The 18193-nt window shown below is 51.7% G+C and carries 18 protein-coding genes, 1 pseudogene and 1 riboswitch; of the genes and pseudogenes, 13 read left to right on the top strand and 6 right to left on the bottom strand.

Going from position 1 to position 18193, the window contains the following annotated elements:
* The first annotated feature begins 389 nt into the window (after positions 1 to 389).
* The 4 genes from QF039_RS04965 (at position 390) to QF039_RS04945 (ending at position 5320) form a co-directional block, all read left to right on the top strand.
* Positions 390 to 2666, top strand: a complete 2277-nt coding sequence (locus QF039_RS04965; RefSeq protein WP_307517090.1) for a hypothetical protein — start codon at positions 390 to 392, stop codon at positions 2664 to 2666.
* 111 nt (positions 2667 to 2777) lie between these two features.
* Positions 2778 to 2987, top strand: a complete 210-nt coding sequence (locus QF039_RS04960; RefSeq protein ID WP_177035164.1) for a hypothetical protein — start codon at positions 2778 to 2780, stop codon at positions 2985 to 2987.
* 498 nt (positions 2988 to 3485) lie between these two features.
* Complete coding sequence (locus QF039_RS04950) at positions 3486 to 3902, top strand: hypothetical protein (protein ID WP_307517089.1); 417 nt, start codon at positions 3486 to 3488, stop codon at positions 3900 to 3902.
* Between the two features lie 65 nt (positions 3903 to 3967).
* Complete coding sequence (locus QF039_RS04945; RefSeq protein WP_307517088.1) at positions 3968 to 5320, top strand: hypothetical protein; 1353 nt, start codon at positions 3968 to 3970, stop codon at positions 5318 to 5320.
* 348 nt (positions 5321 to 5668) lie between these two features.
* Here QF039_RS04945 and QF039_RS04940 read toward each other — a convergent pair whose 3' ends face one another.
* From QF039_RS04940 to QF039_RS33685, 3 genes and pseudogenes are all read right to left on the bottom strand, one after another.
* Positions 5669 to 6052 (bottom strand): hypothetical protein, encoded by a 384-nt coding sequence (locus QF039_RS04940; protein ID WP_307517087.1) that lies wholly within the window; start codon positions 6050 to 6052, stop codon positions 5669 to 5671.
* Between the two features lie 90 nt (positions 6053 to 6142).
* Positions 6143 to 6565, bottom strand: a complete 423-nt coding sequence (locus QF039_RS04935; RefSeq protein WP_252117491.1) for a hypothetical protein — start codon at positions 6563 to 6565, stop codon at positions 6143 to 6145.
* Between the two features lie 65 nt (positions 6566 to 6630).
* A pseudogene (locus tag QF039_RS33685) lies at positions 6631 to 6985 on the bottom strand (hypothetical protein).
* 253 nt (positions 6986 to 7238) lie between these two features.
* Here QF039_RS33685 and QF039_RS04925 point away from each other — a divergent pair.
* Positions 7239 to 7721, top strand: coding sequence for a helix-turn-helix domain-containing protein (locus QF039_RS04925; RefSeq protein ID WP_307517085.1), 483 nt, complete (start codon positions 7239 to 7241; stop codon positions 7719 to 7721).
* Positions 7722 to 8163: 442 nt separating this feature from the next.
* On the opposite strand, the gene QF039_RS04920 is transcribed toward QF039_RS04925, so the two are convergent.
* Positions 8164 to 8616, bottom strand: coding sequence for a 3'-5' exoribonuclease (locus tag QF039_RS04920; protein WP_307517084.1), 453 nt, complete (start codon positions 8614 to 8616; stop codon positions 8164 to 8166).
* Positions 8617 to 9084: 468 nt separating this feature from the next.
* Between QF039_RS04920 and QF039_RS04915 the strand changes: the two genes are divergently transcribed.
* From QF039_RS04915 to nhaA, 5 genes are all read left to right on the top strand, one after another.
* The gene (locus tag QF039_RS04915; RefSeq protein WP_307517083.1) at positions 9085 to 9444 is read left to right on the top strand and encodes a hypothetical protein; all 360 of its coding nucleotides are present in this window, start codon (positions 9085 to 9087) and stop codon (positions 9442 to 9444) included.
* 133 nt (positions 9445 to 9577) lie between these two features.
* A riboswitch (Fluoride riboswitch) is annotated at positions 9578 to 9639 on the top strand.
* A 144-nt stretch (positions 9640 to 9783) separates the two neighbouring features.
* Positions 9784 to 10167, top strand: a complete 384-nt coding sequence (crcB, locus tag QF039_RS04910) for a fluoride efflux transporter CrcB (RefSeq protein WP_307517082.1) — start codon at positions 9784 to 9786, stop codon at positions 10165 to 10167.
* A gap of 10 nt (positions 10168 to 10177) precedes the next feature.
* Positions 10178 to 10531, top strand: a complete 354-nt coding sequence (locus tag QF039_RS04905) for a DUF190 domain-containing protein (protein ID WP_124527275.1) — start codon at positions 10178 to 10180, stop codon at positions 10529 to 10531.
* 2 nt (positions 10532 to 10533) lie between these two features.
* Positions 10534 to 11064, top strand: coding sequence for an inorganic diphosphatase (ppa, locus tag QF039_RS04900; RefSeq protein WP_124527274.1), 531 nt, complete (start codon positions 10534 to 10536; stop codon positions 11062 to 11064).
* A 310-nt stretch (positions 11065 to 11374) separates the two neighbouring features.
* Positions 11375 to 12577, top strand: a complete 1203-nt coding sequence (nhaA, locus tag QF039_RS04895) for a Na+/H+ antiporter NhaA (protein WP_124527273.1) — start codon at positions 11375 to 11377, stop codon at positions 12575 to 12577.
* Positions 12578 to 12648: 71 nt separating this feature from the next.
* Here nhaA and QF039_RS04890 read toward each other — a convergent pair whose 3' ends face one another.
* Positions 12649 to 13182, bottom strand: coding sequence for an NUDIX hydrolase (locus QF039_RS04890; protein ID WP_124527272.1), 534 nt, complete (start codon positions 13180 to 13182; stop codon positions 12649 to 12651).
* A 61-nt stretch (positions 13183 to 13243) separates the two neighbouring features.
* The gene (locus QF039_RS04885) at positions 13244 to 13597 is read right to left on the bottom strand and encodes a TraR/DksA family transcriptional regulator (RefSeq protein ID WP_124527271.1); all 354 of its coding nucleotides are present in this window, start codon (positions 13595 to 13597) and stop codon (positions 13244 to 13246) included.
* A 545-nt stretch (positions 13598 to 14142) separates the two neighbouring features.
* Between QF039_RS04885 and QF039_RS04880 the strand changes: the two genes are divergently transcribed.
* The 3 genes from QF039_RS04880 to QF039_RS04870 are packed head-to-tail and all read left to right on the top strand — an operon-like array spanning position 14143 to position 18138.
* The gene (locus tag QF039_RS04880; RefSeq protein ID WP_124527270.1) at positions 14143 to 15435 is read left to right on the top strand and encodes an exo-alpha-sialidase; all 1293 of its coding nucleotides are present in this window, start codon (positions 14143 to 14145) and stop codon (positions 15433 to 15435) included.
* Entirely contained in the window at positions 15435 to 16049 is a 615-nt protein-coding gene (locus QF039_RS04875; RefSeq protein ID WP_124527269.1) for a hypothetical protein, read from the top strand. Before QF039_RS04880 ends, QF039_RS04875 begins: the two co-directional genes overlap by 1 nt.
* A gap of 49 nt (positions 16050 to 16098) precedes the next feature.
* On the top strand, positions 16099 to 18138 hold the full coding sequence (locus QF039_RS04870) for an LTA synthase family protein (protein ID WP_124527268.1): 2040 nt from the start codon (positions 16099 to 16101) through the stop codon (positions 18136 to 18138).
* The last annotated feature ends 55 nt before the right edge of the window (positions 18139 to 18193 follow it).

The raw sequence follows: 18193 nt of genomic DNA, 5'->3' as shown, positions 1-18193 counted from the left end.
CTTGGCTCTCTGGGCTTCCATCCTCACGCTTTGGCCTCTCTTCCTGCGCGCTCCGCGTGCGTTGAACGCGTCCCTAATCGACAGAAAAGAACTCCTTTGATACTCGGTTTGCCCGCTTTTCTTCGCTAATGGGAGAGTCCGCTTTCTCATTCGAGGCAGCTGAAACTATGCGCTTATCTCTGAGCGACCGAGAAAGTCATGACCTCTTTCATGCAGTCACATATCCGAGCGCCGACTAATGGCAGGATGCTATTGCATAGTTCTTAGGGCACCTCGTACCATCCTTGAGCGGGTAAGCCACTCGCTTCTTTCCTCTGGCGGAATCAATAATAAAAAGGAAGCATCTGTGAAGGAACGACGCGCATTGAAGGCCTTTGGGAGCTGTTTCCATGGCTAACCGACAGCTTTCTCCGGATATCGTCGCACTAATCCACCACGTGGAGTTGAACGAGTCAGGCTGGTGGAAAAAAGGTGTCAGCCAGATCGTAAAAGGCGTGCTTTGGAAGAATCATGGTGCAGCGTTGGGGTTGAATGCGCTACATGACGCGATTCGTGCAGAGGCGCCCGGAGCCCTAGGATCTGATGACGAACTTGAAAGGCAACTAAATAATCTCCGTGATCAGGGAACCGTTTCAATCTTGCCTGGGCCAGCCTACAAACTGACTGAGCGAGCTTTTAACGATCTATCTGTTCAAGCTGCCGCTGCACATGCGGAGCAGGATGCGTGCGAAGCGGACTTCATTGTGACCTGCCGGGAGCACTGTCCAACCCTTGACCCCAACCTGGTATGGAAAGATTTCACTGAGGCGCTTTCTCGAGCTATCCGCGTCAGCGGTGCCAACCTCTTCCGGCTATTAGTTGGCGGAAAGCTGCAAAACGATTTTGATTGGCTGCATAACCTTTTCCACAAAGTGGACGCCGACAACCGAGAGGGTCTGCGTAAGGTTTTGATGTTTTTCTTCAATCCGGGAAATCAAGTCTGTCGAAGCCAGATTCTTCGTTTCATGACGGCCTACTTTTTCGCGGAGGCAACCCGCCTCAACCCTGAAACCCTTGCTGCCATCAACCAGGCTCGTAAGGTGAAAACAATTAAGGTGGTACTGGATACCAATTTCCTTTTCTCAGTGCTCCAGCTTCACGACAACCCGGCTGACGCAGCAGCGTTATCACTCGTTGATTTGGCTCACAAGAGCAACGGGAAGCTGGATATAAAGCTTTACGTCCTGCCGAGCACCTTGGAAGAAGCCAAGCGCGTTCTAATCGCACAACTGCATATTATTGAGCGCATACGGGTCACTCAGGCAATGTCCCGCGTAGCCATGACTCAGCCGCTACCCAGCATCGCCAAAAAGTTCTTCAGCACTGCCGCCTCGACTGCAAATCTTTCTGCAGCCGATTTCTTTCGCCCTTACATTGATGAACTTAGGTTCATCCTAGAGGAAAAAGGAATAAGCGTACTGGATGCACATCCAAGCATCTATCACACACGCCAAGATGTCATTGACGATGTAATGCACGAGGTTGAGAGGGAGACAAAAGAGCTCCCGGAGAAACGTCGCAAAGGGTACGAAGCTCTGCTGCATGACGCCGTACTTTGGCATGCCGTCAACGACCGTCGCCCCCCAAATAATGAGTCACCTTTCGAGACTGAGTATTGGGCAGTTTCCATAGACTGGCGCCTGATCGGCTTTGACCGAGCAAAACGCGCAGCCATCCGCGCGAAGCTGCCGGTGGTACTGCATCCAAGCAATCTGGTTCAGCTCATTCAGTTTTGGGTGCCTCGCTCTCCAGAACTCGAAGAAAGTTTGGTTGACTCCTTGCGCCTGCCACTTTTTTTCCAATCGTTCGATCTTGAGGACGAAAGGGCGACGTTGAAGGTGCTGGAATCAATGTCGAGATTCGAAAATGTTGGAGATCTACCAGAATCCGCCATCCGCGTGGTGCTTACTAATCGGGCGCTTCGCGCACGGATCAGCAATATCGAGGCTTCCAATCAGGAAGTGTTCGAGTTGGTACATGATGAGCTGTTGAGCCACCACCGAAACGTTTCCCAGCAGCTTGAAGAAACCAAGGCCGTACTGGATGAAAAGGAGCAGCACCTGCTCGAGGAGCGGGCGGCCCGTTCTGTCGTTGAAGGTCAACAGGACATCACTGCCAAACAGATCGCTGATTTAGAGTCCGAGCGGAGGATGGCCGAGCAGAGGGCTCAAGATCTCGAGAATGCACAGACTCAGTTGCAGCAGCGTCTGCAGGAAGCTAACGAGGCCACAAACGAGATCCAGGCTCATCGAGACCGTGCCGAAACCGCTGAGAGATCACTCACACGTATCAAATATGTCGGGATTTTTCTCGTGCTTCCCACCCTACTAGGTGTGGGTATTTATTTCTTGAGCAGTGCTTTAACACCCGAAATGCTGCCGGTGATAACCACAGATACAAGGGTACTGTGCTTGCGACTTTTCGCAGCCACTCTCCCTCTCACTTTAGCTTTCTGTTTTTCAGCGAAATATGTCGAGCCCAAGCCTCATCTGAACTCTTGGAAGCTGAGCAAATTCTTGAGCTGGGTCGGCACTAAGGTGATCGTTGCCCCAGCATTGATCGCTGGCGAAGGTATCTTCACTGGCGGGACATGGGATGGGATCAAGGCGCTGCTCGGTATTAGCTGATACGGATCTGGGGCCTACCTCTCGGTGCGCCCTGCCTCCCTGTCCTGTCCCAGCGACGACCAACACCCTATTTCCCTGTTGCTATGCTCGGCTTAAAACAGGAGTGAAAAAGTGGCTAGCGAATACTCATTATCAGACGTCCTGGAAAGGATGTACGAGAACCAACTCGCCCTTGAGGCCGCCCTGATGGAGCTGACCCTCCAGGTCGAAGCCCAGGGGCATGCGCAAGTCGGTGAGAACGTTCGCGGTGCGCTTTACACAATAGGCGAGAACGCTGGCCACATAAAACAGGGCTTGGCCCGCCTCAAAAAGCTTCCATGAGGCAGCCGCTATTTGATTTTGTTCTCAAACGCGTTACCAACCAGCTACATCACAGGAAAGGCCGCCATCAATTTTCTGCATCGGGAAGCACTGAAGGTGGTTGGCATTTCTTGTCCTACTTCGACCGAGAATCTGGCGTAACAAGTTAGCTGGCCGTGGCTGGTCTGTTGAAGGCCAACGGCTGTACATGGCGGATCATTACAGGGCTGCAGCGGACATGATTGTTAAATGGGCACTGAGCGAGTGCATTCACTGCAGCGTTGAGATTGATGATTGGCCTCCCTCTCAAACGGAGAAACAGCGCCTGATTGAGCTTCTAGATACGCGAAGGTCAAAGCCTCGCCAAGGTGGCAGATTGCAAAAAAGTAGAGGCTTGGCTAAGTACATAAACCTGAAACCGGGATAGAAGCATGCCCTCAATATTGACGCTTATCTAATACCGTATGAACATTGCAGCCTATTAATTGAAAGCCCTTTGAATCTATGGAGAAGTGAAGAATGAAAAAACCACATAGCACAAATTACAATCCTGATCACTCAGAAACCAGCAAGCTAATTATTTTTTTGATGATCGCTGCTGCCTCCATCTTTGCTACTACTATAGTGCTGTGTGTATGGTTCAGCTGGGGAGCAGTCCTAGGATTTTCACTGTTTTCTACATGCTTCGGACTTTTAATGACAGCTGTGCTGACAATAACAAAATTAAGTGACAAACGCACTTTTTGGCTTACTCTCTCGGGTGTCTTTATGTCTGCCGTAGGTTATATTGCATGCTTGCAGGGAGTTTTCCATCCTGTCTCACAGCTATATTTAAAGACAAATCAGAACTTTGAAGTGAGCCCTGACACTGCCAACTGCAAATACGTTGTCGCGAAGAGTTCATTGATTTGTGATGTGGCGGTTCAACCTAAGTAGAATCAAGTCTGTCTTTAAACTCAATAAGCGTGCAGTCAGTATTCTCACGCTAAAGAGGAACCTTTATGAAGTTGGAAATACTAATTTATGACGCTTTCGTGTCATTTAGTAAGGCGCATACAGGTGAGGAGCCAACCTCTCCTAATTTCGTCACAACAAAAGGTGGCTGGCAGATGAGTGTCAGTGGCGCTACAGAAAACAAAATCAAGCTCGTTTCGTCAGCTCTGTTGAAAATTGGTTGGCCTGATTGTATTAAGCTTGATATAGCGGAGCATCATGGTTTAATCAAAAAGGCCATGGTTGGAGTGTATGCCGAGTTTTTAGAGTCTGGCACGAGTCCTTGTGCGATTAGGTATTTCTTACCTGCCTACTTGAAAGGCGTCATAAAGCCATCTGTGGCAGAGCTGGCATCTACATCAGCCCGTGACTTCACGTGCCACTTACCTGCTGCGCTCACAGGCTTAGAGCGCAATGGGCCTTTTATCCTGGGGCCTGTTGCAATTTTTAAAAAAATGGATTGGATTGATTCTGTTGATTTTCCTGCTGGTGCGCTGAACTTTTTAGGGGTAGATAACTCTGACTGGCGTGAAAACTTAAAAGCGGCGCTGGTTGATAAAAGTGTACTACTAAAACCTCTGAATACTTCGCTTTTTGGTGTGCTTACTAAATCAGGAAGTATGATCAAGGTAACTACTTCAGGTTATGGGCAGGCCCTCTCTCATAAGCTCTCCACGATTGCAGCGAGGACTGCACTTGACTCCATATCACTAATAAGTGGTAGTCATAAAATGTTTAGAAGCCTTACTCTTTATACTGAGAGAAGACCCCCGATCTTAACACATAGCATAGTTGAGACAGATGGGGTTCTTTGGCATGCCGGTGCTAAACTATCTGACGAAATCAATCCGTTTCTACTCAGTCTTGAGGATTTGAGTTGTAACCAGAAAAGATTTTTAGATGCGGTAGCTAAAATATTGACAGGCCTCTTCAATGTGAACGAAGGTTGTCCTGGCCTCTGTCGGCGATGGTCGACAGCACTTGATTGGCACGGTGAAGCATGCCGGGAGGTGAATGACCAGATAGCGATTGCAAAATTTGGTACTTGCTTAGATGTATTAAGTAGTGGGGGTGGCAAAACCCCCGTGATAGCAAATATGGTTTCAAATTTAACCAAGATTCCTGTAAATGATAATATTGTAAATGTTGGTGAGGCGCTTTCTCTTTATAAGGCTATATCCAGGATTTATGAAAATGGCAGGTCTGAAATATTGCACGGTAATAAGGTTGATAGGATGAGTTCATTTGAAGAGCTAAGGGGTATGGCTGAGCATTTTTCTAAGATTACTCTTGTTAGCGCCGCTTTAGCTTTTTTTAATTATTCAGGCGCAGATTCAGAAAAAGCTTTCTGCGACATGTGACTTACATTCTATTGGAGCACCTACGACGAGACGACTTAGAGCAGATTTACACAGTTTACTCCAAGCCGCTTAACCTGACGTTTCTGTTAAGTTATTGAATTATGGGCGGGATGGCTCTGCCTCGAAGCTATAAGCCGCCCCGCTAAGTGGTTATGCGCAAAGCGTATGTGCCGCGCGTTGCCATCAAGTTACGATGGCAGGAATTTAACCGGAAAGCCTTGCGAAGTAGTCTCTCTATCAAGACCATGCAGGGGCTCGGAGGAAGTGCTCCTGCCTGCTGACATAGAAGCGCAGAGGATTGATGTGATTATGCAGAAGGCTCCGTTGATGGCAAAGTGAGCACGACCACTACTGAAGTACCGGTGGTGTGAAATGTTGCTGCCAATGTGAAAGGCGCAAAAACTCCCGCAGGCTCGCACGTCCATTGTCGCGCTGGAAGGTCGCGATTACGTACCGCGAGTTCACTGTGGTCAGTACCCAAAAACGGCCCTCGCGCGCCGCCTTAATGATGTCAGAAGTCCGCATCAGATGTCCGTCGCCGAACCGTCCATATTGGTCTTTACGGTTGTGACCAAACACGACGCCTAATCCAGCACGAGCCTTTATGGATACTCCGCAGAGATAGGCTGTTATCGGTTTGTCGAAGCCTTGCGCCTGTGCTTTTAGGATTCGTGCAAGATCGAAATCTGTATGTCGTTTTCCATGAAGATTCACATCCACAGTGTTCAGCATAATTGCGCTCCTTTCGCAGCCCGTATGGCGTTACCAGGAAATCCGCACGGAAACATCTGCGCTGATATCGTGCTGGATTCTTGGTAAATCTCAGGCTGTACGAATCATGTTTGCGTGATAGATCGGACGAAGGTTGCTCAGCACATCAGTGTTGAAGCCAGGTTGGTGAGAGCTGTGGTATTTGGAGCCGGTCTCCACCTCTAGCAGGCACACAACACACTCGTTTTGGTCTTCACCAAGCGTCACTTTGGTCAGTTTCTCCATGCGCCAAACTCCCGTGCCATTCATGTGGGCAGGTGTGACTACTTGCACCTCTGTGATGATCGTCTCCGCGTCCTGGGCAATCAGCAGTTGCTGAAGCCGTGGTTCGCTGTCGATCATCAGAACCGCCTCTGAAATTCTGTCCTCGTACATGGCATGGACAGTTACGTGATACCAGTGATTACGAAGCACTTTGGATACCTGATGCCATTGGTACTGACCTTCACCGAACATACCCGGCAGGCCAAGCATGTCGGAGTCGTGTGTTCTAAACATCGTATGTCCTTAGCCTGAATGGGCTCCGATACAGAGCGCAGTTAGAAGAGGGAGAAAACGTCTTTCAGGCTTGCGAGCTGTTCATGACCTGGGCCGATCAACACGTAAATAGTGTTCCTGGTTTCGAACGCAACACCGTCGTGGAAACCGGTGTACATGCTTGAACGAACCCAATCGCCGCGTTCAAAACGGCCTTGGCTGTCCTCGGCCACGTTGTGAGCAAACAGGATCATCGGGAGCTGGCCCGCTGCAGAGTTCGTCGCGGGTGACTTCGATGCGAAATATTGTCCAGTCGCGAACTAGGCAGTAAGGCTTTGTAGGGAATCGTTCGACTGCTAAAGCTCGAGCTTCGGAAGTACCCTCCAGGCCCTCAAGGGGCGCACGTGGCCCTTTCATAAAGTCGGGCTCTTGGACGCTAGCCATAGGGTTCACCTCAATTAATAACCCGGAAATTGACAATTCAATCCCGCTTGTTTGCGCTCGCCCCTCGCAAAGAGTCTCTCCGCACGCCAGTTACGTTGGCTTGGAGACGTCAATCGGATCACGGGAAGCCAGCCTGAAAGTGCTGGTCGCACCATAATACGGATGATAATCCGTGTTATGGTGCAGCGCAATATGGCCTCATCCTCGATTTGCTTGGGGAAATGTCATGGAGGCCGCAGAAGCCCTTGCTGTAGTAGTACGAACACTGCGTAGAAGAAAGGGTTTTGCGCAGGAAAACCTGATCACAATTGACCGTTCCTACTGGGGCCGGATAGAGCGTGGTGAAGTTAACATCACGATTGATGTGCTCATTCGTCTTGCAGCGCTAATGGAAGTTGAGCCGGCCTCACTCATTCTCATGGCAACGTCCCTGCAATCTAATGAGCCGTTCGGGGAGGGCCTTAAACGCGTTTCCAAACAGATGAACAGAATTAGAAAAGAAAGTGTTGATCAGGAAATGGAGTCAATGGCACGAGCCGGAAAACTACCGCCTGGTCGACCCGTCCGATCCGATGCGGCGCAAAAGGCAGCGGAGGCTAATCGTTTGAGCAGCGCCGGCGTGTCTGTGTCAGAAATAGCAGAGAGACTGGAGCTGTCGAGATCGACTGTGCGCAGATATCTACAAACAACCACGCCCGAGCGACCTTGATTTCGAATGACCTTTAAATGAGCACAACCCGAGTCAACCTGTCATAGGAAGGCTTCCTGTGGAGAATTTCGGAGGAGCACCTCGGCCCATCGGATCTCCATCAAGTTGTGGGCGCGTCATGGACGGATGTCCGGTCGACCGGTGGTAAAACAGAGGGTATCTGGACGGCTACCTCGGTGGTGGTGATGTGTTGAGTATTCTGAGGATTGCTCAGGCCGCTGCGGGGGCGATTGTTCCCTATAGTCCGGTTGAGCGAGGGCGAATCGTTATCTATTCCGTTCATGCTGAGCACCTGGCGGATAATGAAAATAGCCTTCCGCGTTGTCACCACAGAGCAACTCCGCGACTTGCTCCGACATGCCTGCCTTCCATTTCATACTCCGCTCGGCCCAATTGACCAATACAGACTGCGGATCAATGCGCCTTCTCAGGGTAGTCCTTCCTATGGATTGCTTGTGGTGAACATGCTAGCGATGATACGGGCGTCAAGGAGAGCGTGATGCGGAAGCGGAACCCCGTCGCTTGTGGCATTTAGAGTGGTTGCGTCAGTTGGGTAATTCCGGACGTTCCTTGGCCACTTACCATTGTCATATGCAAGTTCGGTGAAAAGCTCCCAGTCGTACTGTGGAGCGTCTGTGACAATTTCCAGGATTTCGTCAAACGAGGCTAGGAAATCGAGCAGCGCTGACCTTGCCTCAATGGTGGGTCGTACATAGCTACCGCCCCACAGCTGCGGAAGCACGATTTCCTTTACGAAATCACTGCAGTCTTCTTCTTTCCAAGCATCGAGCAATTCCACGTAGAATTCGCGCCCATCCTCAGCCACCAATGCGAGTGATATCAGCTTCGCAGCCGCTGAGAGCTTGGTAAACTCGCAATCAAGAAAGACCATCACCTTGTTAGAACTCCGTAATGACTAGGGCCCGCCTGGATATGGCGCAGGAAGGTCAGCTATGGGAAATGGCCCTCGAGCATCTTGGCTCAGACGGACTCCTCCAAGCGGTCATAGAAATGTGGAGTCACGCCGCGCCTCCGCCCAAACCTGTCGTTGAGCACTTGTCCACGAAACAGGTGAGCCCAGAAGTCCTAGACATACTGAAAATTGCCCAAGAGCGAGTCGGTGCCTTCGTTGCTGATCGGATACCGGTTCCTGGCACAGTGACGCTATACGCTCGTCACGCCAGTGACCTAGCGGACGGGCTCATCATGCTATTACCGAAGGCGCAGCTTTCGCGAGCCTGGAGAGGTTCCTGTCTAGAAATAGACTTAGGTATCTGAAGTCTGATCATGCTCCACAGCGTACCTTAGCGTAGCCACCCCTGTAGAATTTGTTGAGCTAATTGCTTCTCCATTGAGATGTTTTATGAACGCTGATTTAACTGAAGAAGAAATGCGTCGCGCCTTGTTTGGTGAGGCTCAGCAGGAAGTGCAGGTTTCTGCTCCTCCGGTGCAGGAGCCTGCGCCAGAGGTTGTTTTTACCAAGCCGATAGCAACTCCCGCAGCCAAGAAAAAAACGGCGAAAGCTTTTACGCCCCGGCTGCGGGTCACGCTGCGGGTCACGCTGCGGGTCACGCTGCGGGTTGGGAACGAGTTTGAGGGGAAAATGATCGAGTTGGTTCACGACGCTGATACGTTGAGCTCGTTGCTTGCTGAGCAAGAGGCTGTGAAGGAGGCAAGGAAGAAATACAAGTATGTTGAGGTCGTATCGGTTAAATCGATGTAGACGCGTCAACTGACCAAGTTGTGCAAGGATCAGCCCTACCTGGATCATTGATCAAACAACTTGCCTGGCCAAAGGGGCCTTCAGATCGCTCGCATGCAGCTGTTCTTGATGTCATTGGCGCTGATGCTATAGGATCAGAACAGGAGATGGCATTCCTCCTCTAACCGCCTTCGCGCTGATGATGCCTACGTGAACCCTGGACAGGGTGCGTAGGCGTGTCTCCCTGTCCTCCAATTTAGGACAGGATATGAATTTGCCCTTCGATTTTTTCTTCTCTTCCCGCCTCCGTGCGAGCCGTTTGCCCGTTAGTCCACTCATATGTGATGAGGAGGGCTCTCCGTGCTGAAGCCATTAATCGTCATTGCCGTTGGCGCTTCACTTGGAGCCTGGTTGCGTTGGCTCTTGGGGATGAAACTGAATGCTCTGTTCCCGACGATTCCTCCAGGTACTGTGGTTGCGAATATGGTTGGTGGTTACATCATCGGCTTGGCCATCGCCTTCTTGGCCGCATCTCCTTCCCTTAGCCCAGAGTGGCGCCTCCTGATCATCACGGGGTTCTGTGGCGGTCTCACCACCTTTTCTACATTTTCAGCCGAAACGGTTGCCTTGATTCAGGAAGGCAGACTGCTCTGGGCGCTTGGCTCAATTTCGTTGCACGTCGTAGGTTCGTTAGCGATGACCGCTGCCGGGCTTGTGTCCTACCAAATGATTGGTACTCGCTGAGGAGATAGAAATGAAAGGCTATATGGTCGTTTTCTTCACCCAACAAAACCGTCGTTATCAGGGAAAAATGCTAGGCGAATGGATAGTCGACGTGGCTAAAGAAATGGGATTACGCGGCGCCACGCTCTGCACCGGAATCGAAGGGTTTGGGCACACTGGGAAACTGCATTCATCGCACTTTTTTGAGCTGGCGGATCAACCCACAGAAATTCGCTTGGCAATCACGGAAGATGAGGCAGAACGGCTGTTCACACGACTGGACTCCGAGGAAATATCGGTGTTTTTCACGAAGACGCCAATCGAGATGGGCACCCTTGGAAAAACGCCTTCCAGTGCAGCCCCCTCCACAACTTCGGAGGTATGAACATGAGCTACGCGGACATCCCAGCTGGCAACGCCATCCCCGATGACTTTTTCACCGTTATCGAGATTCCTGCAAACCACTCGCCGATTAAGTACGAGGTGGACAAGCCGAGCGGACAAATTTTCGTAGACCGCTTCCTCAGCACGCCCATGTTCTATCCGGCCAACTACGGGTTCATTCCAAATACGTTGAGCGATGACGGAGATCCATTGGATGTCCTGGTGATTTGCCCTTACCCGGTATCGCCTGGCGTTGTCATTCGCAGTCGCCCGGTTGGTGTGATGTATATGACTGACGAAGCCGGAGCGGATGCCAAGGTGATCGCAGTGCCTCATGAAAAACTTAGCTCGATATACAGCGACGTAAAGGAGTGCGCCGACCTCCCTGCGTTACTCCTCGCACAGATCCAGCACTTCTTCGAAAACTACAAGGCATTGGAGCCGGGCAAGTGGGTGAAGATGGGCCGTTGGGGGAGCGCGGACGAAGCGCGGGAAGAGATTCGCAAGTCGGTAGCGGCGTATATCCCCAAATAGGCCTACACCAGATTGAAATGCATCTGTCGGAGGGGCGCGCTGAGGTGCTTGCATTTATGCTTCGCCTCAGTTGCTTCAATCATCAAATATCCGAGGAACCACACGCCTGTGAAGAAGGATCGATGCTCGCTCGCCTAGTGAGGCTATGCGCTTGGAGCGCGCTCCTGGGTTTCGTGAGTGAGCCCGTTTCGGGGAACAGACTGGAGGCTGATTAGGGCTTGGTGTAAATCGTTACAGGCTATGTGCCCTGCCGCGTTGGTAAACCCCGGATGTTAAAATAATCGCTTTGGATCAAAGCGCAAGGACACTGATGACTCACAGTAAAACTCCCGCAGAAACCCCTAGAGCAGCCGCGATTCTGGCTCGCTTCCTATCGTCGGAATCCGCTGGCGGCCTTGTACTGATGGGGGCAGCACTCGCGGCTCTGATCGTGGCCAATTCGCCTCTCTCGCAAGGTTATTTTGCCGCCTTGCACAGTGTCTGGCTGGGCATGTCTGTGGAGCATTGGGTCAATGATGGCCTGATGGCTATCTTCTTCCTGATGGTCGGCCTTGAGATCAAAAGAGAGGTTCTAGCAGGTGGGCTTTCCACTTGGGGCCAGCGTGCCTTACCGGGATTCGGTGCTATAGGCGGCATGGTTGTGCCTGCGCTGATCTACATCGCAATCAACTGGGATAATTCTGAGACCTTGAAGGGCTGGGCCATCCCAGCCGCTACCGATATCGCATTCGCCCTGGGCGTCTTGTCGCTGCTGGGTAAGCGAGTCCCGACTTCGTTAAAGGTTTTCCTCGCCGCCTTGGCGATCATTGACGACCTGGGCGCTGTGGTCATCATCGCCTTTTTCTACACCACTGGTCTTTCCATGCCGATGTTGCTGACATCGCTCGCAACCCTGGTCATTCTGATCGCAATGAATCGATTGGGCGTCAGACGATTATTCCCATATTTGCTGGTCGGTGGTGTGCTGTGGTTCTTCGTGCTGCAGTCGGGAGTGCATGCCACCCTTGCGGGTGTTGCCGTTGCACTGTGCGTCCCAATGGGCAAACCTGAAGAGGAGGCCCGGTCTCCACTGCTGTTCCTGGAAGAAAAGCTGCACATGTGGGTAGCGTTCGCTGTGGTGCCGATTTTCGGCTTCGCCAATGCGGGTGTTTCACTGGCCGGTATTTCTATGGAGAATCTAGTCGATCCGGTTCCGCTGGGCGTAGCTCTGGGTCTGTTGGTGGGCAAGCAGATTGGCATTTTCCTATTGGCTGCTCTGGCCATTCGTATGGGCTTGGCCAAACTACCGGAAGGCAGCAATTGGGCACAGCTTTACGGCGTTGCGCTCTTGTGTGGCATCGGCTTCACGATGAGCCTGTTCATCGGCAGCCTGGCATTTGCTGGATCAGCTCACCTGATTGACGAAGTAAAGGTCGGTGTGTTGATCGGTTCGACCCTGGCTGCAATCGGTGGTGTCCTGATTTTACGGCGCAGCGCTGCTCCTGCCGCTTCGCCCGCCACGATTTCCAGTTAAGCGTAAGGTCGCCGGCCAAAGAATTTCTCCCTGATTGAAATTCAGTGGCCGGGAGCTACCGAGGTATCCTTTCAACTGCGGATCGGCACCAACAACTCGGACGCGACTTTTTTCAGCATGAAAGTTTCGCGCTGGATGGACTGCCCCATCGATGACTCCTGACGCTGCATCACGGCTTCATTGTGCGTTATGGCCTCATGCAGGTTGATCCAGACAGGCCGCATTCCATTAGCGATTTCGTGACTTTCCATTCGTACGGGCTCTAGCTGGGGCGCTACCTCGCATTGATAAAAATGCGAGGTCATGTGCATCAGATCGTACTGTGGCTTCCAGTAGGGCCGGTACTCCTCGATGTAACCGTAGTGCTGGAGCACCTGTATTTCACGAGCACCAGTCTCTTCCTCAAGCTCACGCTTCAGGCCTGTGACAATGTCCTCGTCACCATCAAGGCCACCTCCAGGAAAGCTGAAGTCGTTATAGCGCTCGGTGAACAGCAACAGGATCTGTTCGTCCCGCAATACGATGCCTCGAGCAGCATGACGACGGAATACTCTACCCTGCGTGGATTTGAGTTCTGGATGAATAATTTCGGTTATGAGTTGCATATAGTCTTCAGTTCAAACAAGTGATGGAGGCCTAATCATTTATCGGCATTTTCAACGGTTCTTAGTTACTTTTTTCGACTTGTTGAGCGCATCCGATGCACAGCGCAGTGGCGGGATCGAAATCCAACCTGCCTTGAGCTATTGGCTCGTCGCAGTCGACGCAATAGCCATATAAACCTTCGTCAATTCTTCGAAGCGCAGCCTCAATGCGTAGTCGTTCACTCTTCCCTCGTGCTCGGTTGGCGTCCAGCATGGCTTGTTGCTGCAATGCATCCATACGCGAGAGTCTACCTACCTTGCTTTGATCCAACTCGATGGAGTCGCGTGATTGTGCTGAGAACTCAAGATTTTCCAATTCAACCAAGCGGGCAAGTAGCAGATCGCGAGCGTGCTTCCATTTGATCTCATCACTCATGGGCAATGCCTACTGATGCAGTCTGGGGGCGGCAGGCGCGAAACACCTCCGTGAATGTTGCCGATTGGGAACTCACGAAAAAGGCTGTGGATTGGCGGTAGGACAACCGCTCATGCCAGCTATAGGATGGGCCATAAAGTTTTGTGCTTTGGCGCATTGCTGGCATCCCATGGATTAAACCTAACAGAGGTACCGATAATGAGTCACCCCGCGATCTGGACACTGCCTAGTACAGCATCTGTGCTTGCGACCGCAGAGGAGAACGGGATACCACATGTGGTAATGATAGCTAAGCTCGAAATCCATGGTAACAAATCATTAGCTCAGGGCCGGTAGTCGCGGTTGCATCTACGGGGTTGCCGGGCGATGATTCGGCCCGACATATAAGCATCTAGTCATTTTCCTCTCATTTCTAGCTGAGTCAGACCCTTGTAGAAACCAACCAAACACCACTTCGCCATGCCTCCTCCGCCGAGGTATGTGTCCGGTCGCTTCCTGCTCATGAATCAGGACGCGTCATGTGTTTGTGTATCAATGGTTTCTAAATGCGCTTGAAAAATATTTTTCTCAGCTCGGCTCTTTTTGTCCCGATTTTCGCTGTATTTACTGCCGCCTGGTGGCTCCACCCTGATCGCCCTGTATCGGGTTTTTCTTTCTCAGCAGCTGTCGATCAACAGGGGGTTAGCGCTCAGGCACCTTTTTACAGCAGCAGATTTGCCTCCTCGGATCTTGAAGAATTTGTACACGCCTCATCGGTGACGGCACTGCCTGATGGCGGTCTAATGGCGGTATGGTTTGCTGGCTCACGAGAAGGTGCAGCCGATGTACAGGTTCGCGGCGCTCGCTACGACACCGAAACGGCTGAATGGGATGATGAACTCGTTCTTGCAACGCGAGAGTCGACCCAGCGTGCGACTCAAAAATACATACGCAAACTGGGTAATCCGGTTATTGCTTTGGCGCCTGATAACCGTCTTTGGCTCTTCTATGTTTCAGTCTCAGTGGGCGGTTGGGCTGGGAGCGCAATCAATGCAATGCACTCGGATGATTTGGGTAAAAATTGGTCGGCCCCTCAGCAACTGATCACGACTCCCTTTTTGAACATCAGCACGCTCGTGCGCAATGCCCCAATATTTCATCAGGATGGCACCATCGGCTTGCCTGTATACCACGAGTTTTTGGGGAAATTTGCTGAGTATCTTTACATCAGTCCCACCGGGAATGTAATTGATAAAAGCAGAATCAGCAGAGGTAAGCACTCTTTGCAGCCTACGGTTGTGCCCATGGATGAGCGTAACGCGGTAGCTATGCTGCGTTACGCCGGTGACACATTTCACAAAGTGCTCGCGAGCCGTACGGAGGATGCAGGGCAAACCTGGAGTGAGCCTTACCCGCTTGACCCTGCTAACCCAAACTCTTCACTTGCTGCAGTGGCAACACCTAATAGCGGCTTGCTGGTCGCGTTGAATGACCTAAAGGACGGGCGATTCCGACTTCGGCTTATGAGTACCGACTCTAACCTTGACTTCTGGAAGCCGCTGATCAATTTGGATGAGTCTCCAGACCCAGAAGGTAATCCATTTAGCGCTGAAGCCTACCGTGAAATCATCGGCGATAAGTTCCGCCTATCCAGTGGCCCTCGAAGAGAAATACTCGCTGATGAATTCTTGGTGAATCTTGATCAGCGTGTCTGCGAGGATACCGGTTGCAACTTCGAATACGAATATCCCTATTTCATCAAGAGTGACGATGGTCTCTATCATATCGTTTACTCATGGAATAACACCTTCATCAAACACGTCAGCTTCAATGATGCTTGGCTAGAGGAGCAGCTCTAATGCTTGAACTTTGGCAAGCGCATTTGACCCTCGTACTACTCGCGTTCGTCGTTACTCCAAGATTTGGCCTGCGCCCAGGTATGCAAGTGATGTGGCTGATCGTCTTACTGGGAGTCAGTTTTATTTCTATAAATGGGCTTTCGTTAGCAGCCTACTTTCGCAGCTTCACGGACGATGTGGCTATTACGTCCCTTGTGGCGCTTGGATTTGCTGCTGCGGTACGTATGGGACTAGCGACGAGGCAGGATAGTACGGCTCGCTTGCAGCTACTGATCCCTTTGGCGGCGCTGGCCCTCTTTCTCTATCCGGCCACGATGGGGATGACCTACTTTGATCCTTATCGACTGGGTTACAACCCGCGACCGTTGATCATGATTATCGGCGCGATGACCTTGGGGCTGATGGTGTGGAGAAACTGGCTGGGTGTGTGCATGTTCGGCCTGGCCACTTTGGCCTTCAGCTTGGGCGTTAAACCTTCCCCGAATTACTGGGACTACTTGCTCGACCCATTCATTGCTCTCTACTGCTGGGGAGCGTTGATTGTATATGCGATTAACAGGATCTGGCGTGGCCTGTCCGCACGGCGAAAGTTCACGTTGCCGATACGTGTTTGATGGCTAGGCAAACCTACGTTGATAGTTCTATAGATTGAGGATTCAAACGATGGATTGGCTTCACTCGAGACGCTTGCACTACTGGGTTGGTGCAGTAGCAATCCTGTTCGTAACGCTGGCGGCATTGCGCGGGTTGTTCTTCATAGGTTTCTCGGGATTCGCAGCCAGCGCTCTGAGCGAGGTTGAAGCGGTACCGGAAACCCTCGGAATAGGGCTGCGGTTCGACCTTCGTTTGGCAATCCTGCTGATGTTACCCGTCGCCCTGCTGGCGTGGTTGCCGGTGTGGAATTTGACACGCTCACATGCAGTTCGCTGGTTGACGCGGCTCTACCTTGCGCTGGCGCTCGGCGCAGTAATGTTGATCTATATCGTCGACTTCGGTCACTACGCCTATCTGGGTGTGCGCATCAATGCGACCGTATTACGGTTTCTAGAAGACGCGCAGATCTCAACAGACATGGTCTGGCAAACCTATCCTGTGGTGTGGATTAGCCTTGGCTGGGTGGCTGGTACGGCCCTGATTTTTTGGCTATTGCTGCGTCTTGAGCGAGTGACCCTGGATCGTCCTGCAAAGCCCATCAGTCGACTCTCTCTGACCTGGTGCAGCGCACTGATGGTAGTGGCTGTCTTCCTCGGTATTCTGGGCCGCGTCGAGAACATTAACCTGGAAAACCCGGTACCGCTTCGTTGGAGCGACGCCTTCTTCTCTGGCGACAACCAAATTTCAGCTTTAGGCCTGAACCCGGTGATTTTTCTCTACGATACTTTGAGGGTACCCAGTGAGCCCTTTGATCGGGAGCAGGTCGCTGCACACTACGACGTTGTAAGTCGCTATTTAGATGTTGACCAGCCCGATGTTAAAAGCCTGAGTTTTAGCCGTGAACAACCACCGCAACCCTACGCCATCACGGGCAAGCAGCAACCGAACGTGGTTTTCATCATGCTCGAGTCTCTGGGCACCAGCGCTGTCGGGGCTTACGGCAATCCCCTGAACCCCACTCCGAATATTGATCGACTGGCTAAGCAGAGTTGGTTCTTCGAGAACTTCTATGTGCCCGTTACAGGAACAGCAAAAACCGTATGGGCCAGTATCTCCGGCGTACCTGACGTCTCTCGACAGGAAACAGCAACGCGCAACCCCCTAATCACTCGTCAACACAGCTTGATCAATGCAATGAAGGGTTACGACAAGTATTACATGATTGGCGGTAATTCTGGTTGGGCCAACATGAATGCGTTGATTCGTCAGAGCATCGACGATATCCAACTGTTGGACGAGCGTCACTGGAAGTCACCCATGGTAGACGTCTGGGGTGTTTCGGATTTGGATCTGTTCAAGGAAAGCGACAAGATCCTGCGCCGACAGGCTGAGGGCAAACCATTCTTTGCCTACATCCAGACTGCGGGTAACCATCGACCTTTTACCATCCCAAATGAGAACGACGGCTTCGAGGTGCTTGATATACCTCTGGAAACCGTGCAGAACGCTGGCTCTCGCAGCGTGGCTCAATACAACGCGGTACGCCTGTTGGACTTCAACATTGGGCGCCTGATGGAAATTGCTCAAGAAGGCGGTTGGTACGACAACACGATTTTCGTCATGTTTGGCGACCACAACACGCGTATCAGCCAGATTCCGCATATGCCGCCGGCATTCGAAAAACTGGGGCTTGAGAGCAATCAAGTGCCTTTGCTGATCCACGCACCCAAATTGCTCGAGCCGCGTGTGATTGACGAGGCCGTTGGCTTGGTCGACCTGCTACCCAGCGTGCTTGGCATGGCCGGTATTGAATTCCGCAACGGTGCGATGGGAAGAGATATACAGCAGCCAGCTCCAGAAGGAGAGCGTGTTGTTCCTCTGGTGCTCAGAGAGGGCACGTTCCCGCTTATCGGCGGTGTGACAAAGGACTTCCTTTTACAAATGCAGCACGATGGCAGTCAGCCGAGCTTACATGATCTTGAATCGCAAGAGCCCCTGGAAAACGTGGCCGACCTGCATCCCGAAGAGTTTCGCCGTTTGCTTGCGTTGACGCGAGGTCTACATGAGACCTCACGATTAATGCTCTATCAGAACGTCAATACGGATTGAGTTTCACTGTGGAGGCCAGTCATGCTGAGCCTCCGCACAGACGTAAGGATCAATC

Source organism: Pseudomonas sp. W2I6, assembly GCF_030815935.1.
In the GTDB taxonomy this organism is placed as follows: domain Bacteria; phylum Pseudomonadota; class Gammaproteobacteria; order Pseudomonadales; family Pseudomonadaceae; genus Aquipseudomonas.
The sequence above is the reverse complement of the archived record's forward strand: the minus strand, read 5'-3'. Positions and strand labels throughout refer to the sequence as shown.

Coding starts and splice junctions, on each gene's coding strand:
- QF039_RS04870 (WP_124527268.1), top strand. CDS start 16,099: ATGGATTGGCTTCACTCGAGACGCTTGCACTACTGGGTTGGTGCAGTA.
- QF039_RS04915 (WP_307517083.1), top strand. CDS start 9,085: ATGAACGCTGATTTAACTGAAGAAGAAATGCGTCGCGCCTTGTTTGGT.
- QF039_RS04940 (WP_307517087.1), bottom strand. CDS start 6,052: ATGCTGAACACTGTGGATGTGAATCTTCATGGAAAACGACATACAGAT.
- QF039_RS04905 (WP_124527275.1), top strand. CDS start 10,178: ATGAAAGGCTATATGGTCGTTTTCTTCACCCAACAAAACCGTCGTTAT.
- QF039_RS04935 (WP_252117491.1), bottom strand. CDS start 6,565: ATGCTTGGCCTGCCGGGTATGTTCGGTGAAGGTCAGTACCAATGGCAT.
- nhaA (WP_124527273.1), top strand. CDS start 11,375: ATGACTCACAGTAAAACTCCCGCAGAAACCCCTAGAGCAGCCGCGATT.
- QF039_RS04885 (WP_124527271.1), bottom strand. CDS start 13,597: ATGAGTGATGAGATCAAATGGAAGCACGCTCGCGATCTGCTACTTGCC.
- ppa (WP_124527274.1), top strand. CDS start 10,534: ATGAGCTACGCGGACATCCCAGCTGGCAACGCCATCCCCGATGACTTT.
- QF039_RS04875 (WP_124527269.1), top strand. CDS start 15,435: ATGCTTGAACTTTGGCAAGCGCATTTGACCCTCGTACTACTCGCGTTC.
- QF039_RS04925 (WP_307517085.1), top strand. CDS start 7,239: ATGGAGGCCGCAGAAGCCCTTGCTGTAGTAGTACGAACACTGCGTAGA.
- QF039_RS04945 (WP_307517088.1), top strand. CDS start 3,968: ATGAAGTTGGAAATACTAATTTATGACGCTTTCGTGTCATTTAGTAAG.
- QF039_RS04880 (WP_124527270.1), top strand. CDS start 14,143: ATGCGCTTGAAAAATATTTTTCTCAGCTCGGCTCTTTTTGTCCCGATT.
- QF039_RS04890 (WP_124527272.1), bottom strand. CDS start 13,182: ATGCAACTCATAACCGAAATTATTCATCCAGAACTCAAATCCACGCAG.
- QF039_RS04965 (WP_307517090.1), top strand. CDS start 390: ATGGCTAACCGACAGCTTTCTCCGGATATCGTCGCACTAATCCACCAC.
- QF039_RS04950 (WP_307517089.1), top strand. CDS start 3,486: ATGAAAAAACCACATAGCACAAATTACAATCCTGATCACTCAGAAACC.